The organism is Janthinobacterium sp. Mn2066 (genome assembly GCF_049319705.1).
Lineage (GTDB): Bacteria > Pseudomonadota > Gammaproteobacteria > Burkholderiales > Burkholderiaceae_D > Janthinobacterium.
The window spans coordinates 1-252 of record NZ_JBMOUF010000053.1 but is presented as its reverse complement, the minus strand read 5'-3'; the positions used below and the strand labels follow the sequence as shown (position 1 = coordinate 252).

At 61.5% G+C, this 252-nt stretch carries 1 protein-coding gene; it reads left to right on the top strand.

Going from position 1 to position 252, the window contains the following annotated elements; translation table 11 throughout:
• On the top strand, positions 1-252 hold a 252-nt coding region (locus ACL9RI_RS27725; protein WP_422729655.1), incomplete at both ends, for a transposase.

The following is a 252-nucleotide window of genomic DNA, read 5'->3' as shown; positions in this document are numbered from 1 at the left end:
ATCAATGGGCACTTGGCCGAGAAAGGTTTGATGATGCGCGAAGGCACCATCGTTGACGCCACGCTGATCGCCGCGCCGCCATCGACGAAGAACAAGGACGGCAAGCGCGATCCTGAAATGCACCAGTCGAAGAAGAGCAACGACTGGCACTTTGGCATGAAAGCCCACATCGGCGTCGATGCCGCGTCGGGCCTGGTGCATACGGTCGTCGGCACGGCCGGGAACGTTGCCGATGTGACACAGGCGCACGCG